We start from the raw sequence: 10,214 nt of genomic DNA, 5'->3' as shown, positions 1-10,214 counted from the left end.
GATAACAGTAAAGCTAATATGCTCTTTGCTTGTTTTTTCATGTAATCCTCCCCTTATAGTTAGAATCATAATATTTAGCAATCGTTTACATTTCAACTCCGATTATATCGACAAAAACATATAAAAACAATTATCAATATCTGTCACTTTTGTCTAATATTCAGTACTCATATAAGGACAAGAGAAGATTATTGTATGTAGATTAATTATTTAAAAGCCCTTTATTCTAGAATCATTAGACATAGAAGATTATAATATGATAAAATACTCTAAGATGTTTTAAATCTTGTAATCTAAGCTTTTTATATATTTTATATTTGAAAGGGTATGATTATCATTAGTAAAAATAGTTTTTTCAAGACAAAATTTGATTATGAAGAAGATGATTATGATAGATTAAAGAATATAAGCAGAAATAAGAATAAATATAAATGCTTCACCAACAAGGCAACTATGAAAAAAACAGAGTTTGATTATGAAGAAGATCCTTATGAGCCTGAAAAAAGCTAATCTGCTTCTATAAGTAATTCTCCTTATGATATATACTAATTTTTTCATGTATTTTGCTCTAATTGAAGCTGTCTGCTGAACCAGTCATCATTGGCCAAAATGTCAGCTGGAGAACCTGCTGCACAGATTTGCCCATCTTCCAATAGGACAATGGTGTCACAATCAAGCATAGACGTCATACGGTGAGAAATGGAAAGCACTGTTCGTCCACATTTTGCCTTTTGTAATACTGTAACAATCTGTGCCTCAGTAACTGAGTCCAGATTCGCTGTCACCTCGTCCAACAGCAAGATAGAAGGATTTGCTACAATTGCTCTGGCTATGGCCAATAGTTGCTTCTGTCCCTGAGAAAAATCTCCGTTCGGGCTAACCTCTGTGTCATAGCCCTTTTCCATGTTCATCACATAGTCATGCAAACCAACAAATTTCATGACATCTTCCACCTGACTTTGACTGATGCTTTCGTCGCCAAGGCTTATTTGCTGAGCCACTGTACCGCGAATAAAAGAAAACTGCTGCTCTACATAACCAAATAACCTGCGTTTTTCACTGTTTGGAATTTCATATACGTCTATATCGCCAAGCAATATTCTACCACTAGTCGGCTGTAATAGACCCATTATCAATCGGAACAAGGTAGTTTTGCCAACACCTGTACGACCCACAAAGGTAACGCTAGTTCCATTCTTGATATTTAGGTTCAGATTTTCTAGTATTGGCTGACCTGCTTCATAAGAAAATGATACATGTTCAAAGTTTAGTCCTGCATCCTGATTTTCTCCCAAAATCTCTTCTGCTGTAATATCGCTTTGCTTTTGAGGCTCCTCTGGCTCTAGATAGCAATCATTGATTCGACGAACCCCAGAAATACCTTTTTGTACATTCTGTAGTTCCATTCCCAAAGTCTCGATAGGGCTGAACAGATTAGAAATAAGATCGATTGAAGCCGCCACCATACCTAGAGAAATACCCAAAAAGTTAAGTTGACTAGACGACAGAAGCACAATAAGAGAAATCACCAATGCACGAGTCACTTGAATAATTGGCGAATAACAGGAATCGTAGAAATTGACACGTTCAATTGTATGAAAATTATCCTCTAACCGCTTAAGATAAAGCTTCTCCATATATGTTTCCTTGCTAAAGGATTTAATCATGTGCACGTTTTTTAGACTCTCTGAAATATGGGCATTCACCCTTCCAAGTTGCTCTAGGTTTTTGACCTGTGCTGCTAGCATACGCTTTTGAAAAGCACGAGTTACAGTATATATCAAAGGGACCAGACACAGCGCCACTATTCCCAACTTTGCAGAAAACATCCATATTGAAATAACAATACCTATGATTTTAAAACAGTCGATGACCATGCTGATAATTCCATCGGCGAATAAGGAATTGACGTTTTCCACATCATTGGTAAACCGAGATGTTACAGCACCGGGTGTATTGGCCGAAAAATAGTTGGTACTGATACGCTCAAGCTTGTAAGTCAATTCCTTTCTCAAATTATTTACTATTTTCTGTCCGAATACGGTTAATAAACCGCCCTTGAAAAAGTCAAAAATGCCAATTAGAATCAGTACACCCAAATAAGTCAGTGCTAATTTCAGTAAACCCTCTGTATTTCTTGGAACCAGATTGTTATCAATGATGCTTTTGAGTAGCTGTGGTGGAATCAAGCTAAGCAGTACTACAGCAATAATGACAAACACTAGTGCTAATGACATTACAATATGTTGCCTAAATACCTGCATAATGGTCTTTGTTGTAAGACTACGCTTCATGGTCATTCCCTCCTTCCATCTGCAGACGATAAATTGAGGCGTACAGCTCTGATGAAGACAGCAAAGTTTTATGTGTCCCGTATTCTGCTTTCCTATCACTGTGAATAACAATAGCACTGTCGGTCCTTGGAAATACAGACAAACGGTGAGAAATCAGCAAAATTATACAATCTGAATAATGTCTACGAAGGTTTTCAATAATTGCTTCCTCTGTTTTCATATCCACTGCTGAAAATGGGTCATCCAAAATTATCAATGGACTATGACGGTAGAGTGCACGAGCCAACCCAATACGAGCTTGCTGACCACCTGACAAACGTACTCCGCTACTACCAACCATAGTATGGATACCTTCCGGCATAGACTTGAGATCCTCATCAAAGCATACATCATGCAAAACGTCCGAAATATCTCCGCCCTCACCCAAGGTAATATTGTTATAGATAGTATCTGAAAGAAGCTGTGGTAGATGACCAAGATAGGACACCCGACGACTAATCTCTTTTTCACTGTATTCCCTCAGTTCCACTCCATCTAGTTTTATGCTGCCAAGATATGAATACAATCCCTGCAATGCTACACCTAATGATGATTTACCACAGGCTACTGGACCTGTAATACCAACTAAATCACCTGGTTTGGCAGAGAAGCTGATGTTCTGTACAACAAGTTCCTCCTCCTCAGGATAGTGGAAGCTGAAGTCTTTCACTATCAGCATCCCATCACCATTACTTCCACGATCATAGGTGCTTTTTTGCTGATAATCTGTAAGATACGGCTTGATACGCTGCCATGAAACTGTCGCCTTTTGAAAAGAGTTAAACAATTTTGCAGCTTTACTTGCTTTTGTAGTGAGTGCAGCAAAAATTGTTATATAGGTTGAAAACATACCTACTGTCCACACTTTTGCAATTACATTTTTACCTCCATAAAACAAGACCACTACAATACCAAGTAATGCAATTACATTATAAATCGGCTGCATGGAGTTTTCCAAAATACTTGCTTTCACTGATTTTGTTTCCAGCTCGTCAAGCTCATGAAAATACTCCTGACGATTTTTCCCTTCCAGTCCATTAACCCTTAATAGAACTGTATGTTCAATGTTGTCATATGTCAGGTCCGCAACATGGCTGCTTTGACTACGTGCAGCCTTAGAATATCTGACAATGACTTTTTTTAAGTACTCTGCCAGACACATTGCCACAGGTACAAAAATACAGGCTGCAATGGTAATTTTCCAGTCATAAACCAACATAGAAATTAAATATGACAGCATCAACACACCAGTATCAAACACCTCTGTTGTAACTTTTCGCATGCCCTCTACGCAAATGTCTACATCTGATATCGCCTTAGTCATCAAGTCACCAGTACGTTCTTGGGATAGCTCGATAATATCTTTATTCATAATATTGTTATAAATCATCATACGCATAGTAGCACTAGTACGGTTAGCAAACAACCTTACATAGTAACGCTTGAAAAAACGCATAATTTGGATAAAAACGATAACAGCTACAAACAAACCAGCCTGAAGCAATACTTCACGGAACTGGGTCTGTGACACAATAGTATCAATAAGCTTTCCTTGTAAAATAGGACCAAAAGACATACATCCGTTAAAAAGTATACCAAAAAAGAAGACTGCTGCAATCACTTTCCATTGTCTTTTCCAGTAACTGCTCATCTTCTCCGGATGATCAATTGGGCTAAGCTTCAAATTTGCCATGACAGTTTGCCTCCAATTCAATCAAATTTTTAAAGTCCGCACGGCGTTCATTTTTACTCTTCCAATAGATACGATCCAATACTGTCAGAAAAATCTCTCTTTCCTCACCGGTAACATCTTGCAACAGCCATTCATAAAAGAACGACTCCACCAATACTTTGGAATTTTTCACAGTATTGGCTTGTTCTGTAGCAAAAAGTTGTTTTCCCCTACCATCATTGGGGTCTGGCTTACGTTCTATAAAGCCCTTTTTCTCCAAATTGGCAGCCCGTCGAGCTACTGCAGACTTGTCAAGACCAAACTTTTCCCTCAGTCCCTCCTGGCTAATACCAGGGTTATGACGAATGCAGTGGATAAATTCATATTCTGATAGACCAAGCCCTGTGTCTTTCAAGACCTTGCTAGTAAACCTCAGGGCTTCTCTGGCTATTTTTGTGATTTTTCTCTGTGTACTATCCATAGTCTTCCTCCCAAAAACAAATAGTTGCACTATCAACTAATTTTAGATGATACTACAACTACTTTATATTGTCAACCATTATTAATTAAGTAAAAAAACACTTCTCACTCAATTCTAAAAAAACCTATGGTCTCCCATAGGTTAAACAATTTTTATCCAGTTTATATATAATAATATTAATAATATTTATCATGTATATAGAATACGTCAACTTTCCAATCAAATTATACAACTTAACAATTCATCTATATCAACCATATGAAAAAAGTCTGCAGCTCCAATTTTGTCAAGCCTAGTTCTTATATCATCTTCTTTGTAAGGGCATCCAATTAAGGAATGGGAAACAGTTTCGATATCACCTTTACTAAAGAAATCACCGTATATTTTACACTGTTCGATATAACCATTATCAACATTAAGTTTAAATTCTACCTTACCACCTTTAAATCTTTTACTTTTAGTTATATTGAATTTCGGTGACTTTCCGTAATTCCACTCCCAAGTTCTAAATTTATTATCTGCAATTTCATTTACTCTTAAAACATCTTCCTGGGTTAATTTGTAAGTTCCTTCAACATTTTTAAGTAAGTAGCCTATCATCAAATCTCTAAACTCTAATGTATCAATTTTCTTATCTAGGTTGTCAACTACGTTTGTAACTCTTTCATGTACGGATTTTATGCCCTTTGAAACAATTTTATCATCAGATACAGTTATTGATTTGACTAGCTCGTCCAAATCTGTATTAAATAAAATTGAACCGTGATGCAATATACATTCATTATTGCTATATTGTGCATTACCTGAAATTTTCTTTCCATTAATTGTGATATCATTTCTTCCATTTAATTCTGCATCTACTCTCAACTCAGACAATGCTGCAATAACTGGAGCTGTATAAGTATTAAAATCAATGTCACGAGAGGACTTATTCTTAACAATAAAACTAAATTGCCAACCATTGGGATCAGTATATATAGTCCCCCCTCCACTAATGCGTCTAACAACATGGATATTTTTTTCTTTTACATAGTCTTGGTTAATTTCTTCTATTGTATTTTGATGTTTTCCTATCATCAGCGTAGGTTCAGTTCTCCAGAACATAAAGTACTCATCACTTAAATCCAACTCATTTATTAAATAATACTCAAGTGCAAAGTTGAAAAAAGGGTCTAAAGAATTGTTTTCTACATATATCATATGGGTTATTTACTCCTAACCTTTGCAATTGCTTCTAGTGCATTATATGAGCTTCTTACTAGTGGAGAACTTGCTACAAATTTTATTCCTTTTTTTTCACCTATTTTTTTATATTCATCAAATTTTTCTGGAACAACATACTCTTTTACTTCAATATGCTTTGATGATGGTCTTAAATACTGTCCTATTGTAAAAATATCGCAATCTATCTTAACTAGATCATCCATTAGTTTTAAAACCTCTTCTTTCTCTTCTCCTAAACCTAACATAATTCCTGTTTTAGTTATTATATCAGGAGACTTTTCCTTTACATACTTTAAAACATCAAGTGACCTATTGTAATCTGCTTCTGGTCGAACTGCAGAATAAAGAGATGGAACGGTTTCGACATTATGATTAATAACATCTGGTTTTGCATCAATAACAATATCAATACTCTCCTTTATTCCCTTCAAATCAGGTATCAAAACTTCTACAGTAGAATTAGGTAAAGCTTCCTTGATGGCACGGATGGTTTCTGCAAAATGTAAAGCGCCACCATCTTCTAAATCATCTCTAGTTACTGATGTTACAACTATATGCTTTAGCCCTAACTTTTTTGATGCTTTTGCAACGTTTTCTGGCTCTTTAGGATCTAAAGGAAAAATCTTTCCTTTTGTAACATCACAAAATCTACAATGTCTTGTGCAGTTTGGTCCCATAATCATAAATGTAGCTGTGTTTTTCTTAAAACATTCTCCCATGTTTGGACAACTAGCTTCTTTACATACAGTGTTTAGTGATAAATCTCTTAGCATTATGTTCATTTCTCTAATAGCTTCTTTAGCTTCCTTATCATACACTTTTTTTAACCATTCTGGTTTTCTCATATGCATATTCATCACCTTATCCTTATATAATTTATTTTCTTACTTAGACCAGTGCAAACAATCCGACACATTACCCTCCCTTGCTTTTTATGTACCTACATAATAAGAATATATCACTGGTTAGTTAACTTATCAATTATGTTTTTTATATCATAAAAAAACCTATGGTCTCCCATAGGTTAATCCTACTTTTATTGCTTTTGCTGGACATCTTTCTTGAATGTTTTTGGTTTTGTCTTCTGTTTCTTCAGTAACTTTATTGTCTATTACTATAGCTTTGTTTCCTTCTATCTTAAAATGCTCTGGAACTAGTTTTTCACATAAGCCACATCCTATACAGAACTTTGATTTTACTATTATTGTTCCTTCTTCAATCTCTTCTTCTTCCATAGGTAGTTCCTCTTTTTTCACTAGCTTTGATATTATATATCCCATTATAATTATTGATATAGTTGTAAGAATCCATCTTGTAGCCATGAACCTTGGACTTAGAAACTTAGCTTCATTTGCAAGCATTGGAACCTTTATTACTGCCCAGGCACTTAATATGACAACTATATTTGATACACTGGCCCCCTTTTTGAGTAGTGTCTTACATATAGGAAATGCTGCATATATTGGTCCTGCAGATATACTACCTAATAATAAAGATATAAGCGAGCCCTTAAAGCCTGATTTGTCTCCTAAGTGGTTCATAATAACTTTCTTAGGCACCCATGCCTCTAATAGAGATGTTAGTAAAAATACTACTGGCATAATCATAAGCATTTCTTTTATATAATATCCACTATTCTTTACAGATAACACTGCCTTTTCAGTTTTAGTTAAAAATAATATTAAGTATATTGCTCCTACAAATACTAAAAATTTGTTTTTCTTTAATTTTTCTACTATCACAGTATTACCCCCATTACCATTGATATGAGTAATGCAAATACAAAGCTTAGACCGTTCCTTGCAAATGCAAACTTGCTTCCAAATTCTTGTTTTTCTAGGTTGAATGTAACAAATCCAACCATAGTCAAAGTAGTTAAAAATGCTACTGCAGGAACTATGCTAGCTCCCATATCTACTATTGAACCCACTAATGGAAATGCTATAAATGCAGGAATCAGAGTAATGCTACCTAAGAAAGCAGATAGTATAGTGGCAAGAAAAGTATTGGAACTACCTAGGTACTCTTTAATAACCTCAGGTGGTATAAATGTAAGAATGAGGCCAATTAAAAATAATATACCTATTATTTGTCCTATCATGTTTCCCATCATCTTTTTAGACATTTTCATTGCATTTAATGTTTTTTTCTTGTCTTTGATCATAGATACTACAAACCATATTCCTGTAACTAGCCATAAGCCTTTTGTAAAGATATCCATAGTCCATCTCCTTCAAAATATATTTCTTCTCTATTATAATTTCTAGTGATATAATAAAAAGTAACTATAGTTACTTTTTGGAGGTTATTTATGAATATTAATAATTACAAGGATCTTTTGACTCAAATCCATCTATTTAGTATGTTTTCCCCTGATGAAATGGTTAAATTTTTTGAGTCTAATAAGTATAAAATCAAAAGCTATAATAAAAATTCAATAATTTATTTGCAAAATGAAAGATGCAGTACAGTTGATGTTATATTGGAGGGAAGTGTAGCTGTACAAAAAATCGATGAAAATGGCGATGTTTTAACTATAACTACTCTATCCACTGGAGATATTATGGGAGGCAATTTAGTCTTTTCACAAAATAACCAGTATCCTATGACTATAATAGCTACAGCTAACTGTAAGGTAATACATATAAAGAAAGTTCTGATAATCGAACTTTGTCAAAGAAACAAGGAATTTTTAGTTGAATTTTTTCAATGTCTTTCAGATAAAACCTTGATACTTACTGATAAAATTAAGTTTATTTCTATAAAAAGTATTCGAGATAAAATATATGAATTTCTAAATTATGAACATTATATTCAACAAAGTACTACTATTAAATTAAATATTTCAAAAAAAGAATTGGCTGAAAAACTAGGAATACAAAGACCTTCTTTTTTCAGGGAACTAAGTAAAATGAAAAAAGAAGGTCTAATTGATTATGATTCTAAGACTATTACTATTTTATATCGTAGCTAGCTGCTCTTATAAGCAAATAACAAAGATTTATCTTTAGTTCATTGTTTCAAGCATGAGCATCAAGTATCACAATTAAAATTGAAAACTCTACACCAAGCTTTTATAGCAAATTTTTGCATAAATCTTCTATGGATTTTTCTGAAATATATTTTAATGGGATATCAAATACAGTCTTGACTCCCACATGTCCTTCTTTATTTAATCTATATACAGCCCTTGCATAAGCAGCTAATATACTAGATGTAAATTCAGAGTTGCTATCTAGCTTTAAAGAAAACTCTGCTATGTGATTATGAATATTATTTTTTCCTGTATATCCACTTCTAATAACAAAACCACCATGAAACATTTTTGAGTGATTTTTCTTTAATTCTTCTTCTGTAACAAATACTACATAAGTATCATAATCTACAAAGTAATTAGGCATTGATTTAATCGTATTTGCAATTTTATCTTTATCTATTCCTTCTTCAACTGCTACATAACACTTTCGAAAATGCCTGTCCCTAGTAGTTAATTCTAGTGTCTCTCCTCTTCTTATTCTTTTTACTGCTTCTTCCTTAGGAATAGTATACTGAACTGCATTTTTAACCCCTGGTAGCCTCCTTATTGCATCTGAATGTCCTTGGCTAACACCTGGTCCCCAAAAAGTATAAGTTTTGCCATTAGATAAAATGGATTCCAATAAGATCCTATTCATTGAAAAAAGTCCTGGATCCCATCCCACACAAATAGCACTTGTTTTATTACTAGCTTTAGAAGCATCATCCATAATCTCTAAGTATTCTGAAATGTTTCCATGATTATCATAACTATCTACAGTATTATACATACTGGCAAAATAAGGCCCCTGTACTGGAAGATCTGTGGCTGAACCACCACATAATATCATGACATCTATATCATCTACATATTTATGAGACTCACTAGTATTGGCAACTTTAATCTTATCATCTTTTGTATCTATAGTATCAATAGGTCTCCTAGTAAATATAGCTACCAGTTCCATATCAGTATAGCGACTAATAGCTAATTTAACCCCCTTACCTAAATTTCCATACCCTACAATTCCGATTCTGATTTTTTCATTCAAAATATTTCCCCTCCCATGCAATACGAATTATAAAAATATGGCAAAAATTTTATAAAATCAAATCTTTATATACTATTAATTTATATTAATGAAAGGAGAAAAAAAGACTGAAGAATCCTTCAGCCCTAAATCAGTTTTTCTAATATAACAATTTATTTATATTAATTTGTTTAATTGCAGGACATTGATTTTTCTCCTCAGGTTCATAAAACTCTATCAGAACTTTATATCCACTTTTATCATTTCTCAATATTTCACTAATAGTTTCATTGCATGTCCCACAAAGTTTATCTTTAGGTATGCGGTACAAAATATATTCTTCATCTTCTAACTTTACAAGCTTATTCTCATGTTTATTTATTATATATTTCATTGTATTTCCTCCAGTATTTTAATAGTGTTTTGGATTTCAATAATTTATTTTTTATGCTTATTAT

General features: G+C 33.7%; 11 protein-coding genes. 2 read left to right on the top strand and 9 right to left on the bottom strand.

The genetic code is table 11. The features are described from left to right. The first annotated feature begins 327 nt into the window (after positions 1-327). On the top strand, positions 328-510 hold the full coding sequence (locus ABV008_RS07360) for a hypothetical protein (protein ID WP_352419178.1): 183 nt from the start codon (positions 328-330) through the stop codon (positions 508-510). Between the two features lie 44 nt (positions 511-554). Here the strand turns inward: ABV008_RS07360 and ABV008_RS07355 are convergent, their stop codons facing one another. From ABV008_RS07355 to ABV008_RS07325, 7 genes are all read right to left on the bottom strand, one after another. Continuing rightward, on the bottom strand, positions 555-2,294 hold the full coding sequence (locus ABV008_RS07355; protein WP_352419177.1) for an ABC transporter ATP-binding protein: 1,740 nt from the start codon (positions 2,292-2,294) through the stop codon (positions 555-557). After that, positions 2,284-4,026, bottom strand: coding sequence for an ABC transporter ATP-binding protein (locus ABV008_RS07350; RefSeq protein WP_352419176.1), 1,743 nt, complete (start codon positions 4,024-4,026; stop codon positions 2,284-2,286). The genes ABV008_RS07355 and ABV008_RS07350 overlap by 11 nt, the downstream gene beginning before the upstream one ends. Further along, entirely contained in the window at positions 4,007-4,486 is a 480-nt protein-coding gene (locus ABV008_RS07345; RefSeq protein WP_352419175.1) for a MarR family winged helix-turn-helix transcriptional regulator, read from the bottom strand. The genes ABV008_RS07350 and ABV008_RS07345 overlap by 20 nt, the downstream gene beginning before the upstream one ends. Before the next feature lie 219 nt (positions 4,487-4,705). Beyond that, entirely contained in the window at positions 4,706-5,686 is a 981-nt protein-coding gene (lplA, locus tag ABV008_RS07340; protein WP_352419174.1) for a lipoate--protein ligase, read from the bottom strand. A 5-nt stretch (positions 5,687-5,691) separates the two neighbouring features. Then, positions 5,692-6,561, bottom strand: a complete 870-nt coding sequence (gene lipA, locus ABV008_RS07335) for a lipoyl synthase (protein ID WP_352419173.1) — start codon at positions 6,559-6,561, stop codon at positions 5,692-5,694. A 156-nt stretch (positions 6,562-6,717) separates the two neighbouring features. After that, positions 6,718-7,452: a permease gene (locus ABV008_RS07330; protein ID WP_352419172.1), complete on the bottom strand. Its 735-nt coding sequence runs from the start codon at positions 7,450-7,452 to the stop codon at positions 6,718-6,720. Then, a complete protein-coding gene (locus ABV008_RS07325) occupies positions 7,449-7,931 on the bottom strand; it encodes a permease (RefSeq protein WP_352419171.1) in 483 nt (160 codons plus the stop codon). Before ABV008_RS07325 ends, ABV008_RS07330 begins: the two co-directional genes overlap by 4 nt. A 90-nt stretch (positions 7,932-8,021) precedes the next feature. Between ABV008_RS07325 and ABV008_RS07320 the strand changes: the two genes are divergently transcribed. Next, positions 8,022-8,684, top strand: a complete 663-nt coding sequence (locus tag ABV008_RS07320; RefSeq protein ID WP_352419170.1) for a Crp/Fnr family transcriptional regulator — start codon at positions 8,022-8,024, stop codon at positions 8,682-8,684. Positions 8,685-8,784: 100 nt separating this feature from the next. Here the strand turns inward: ABV008_RS07320 and ABV008_RS07315 are convergent, their stop codons facing one another. Continuing rightward, positions 8,785-9,777, bottom strand: coding sequence for a diaminopimelate dehydrogenase (locus tag ABV008_RS07315; protein WP_352419169.1), 993 nt, complete (start codon positions 9,775-9,777; stop codon positions 8,785-8,787). Between the two features lie 139 nt (positions 9,778-9,916). Continuing rightward, positions 9,917-10,150: a hypothetical protein gene (locus tag ABV008_RS07310; RefSeq protein ID WP_352419168.1), complete on the bottom strand. Its 234-nt coding sequence runs from the start codon at positions 10,148-10,150 to the stop codon at positions 9,917-9,919. Positions 10,151-10,214 lie beyond the last annotated feature (64 nt).

It is taken from the genome of Proteiniborus sp. (genome assembly GCF_040308045.1).
In the GTDB taxonomy this organism is placed as follows: domain Bacteria; phylum Bacillota; class Clostridia; order Tissierellales; family Proteiniboraceae; genus Proteiniborus.
This window is presented reverse-complemented; position numbering and strand designations above follow the sequence as displayed.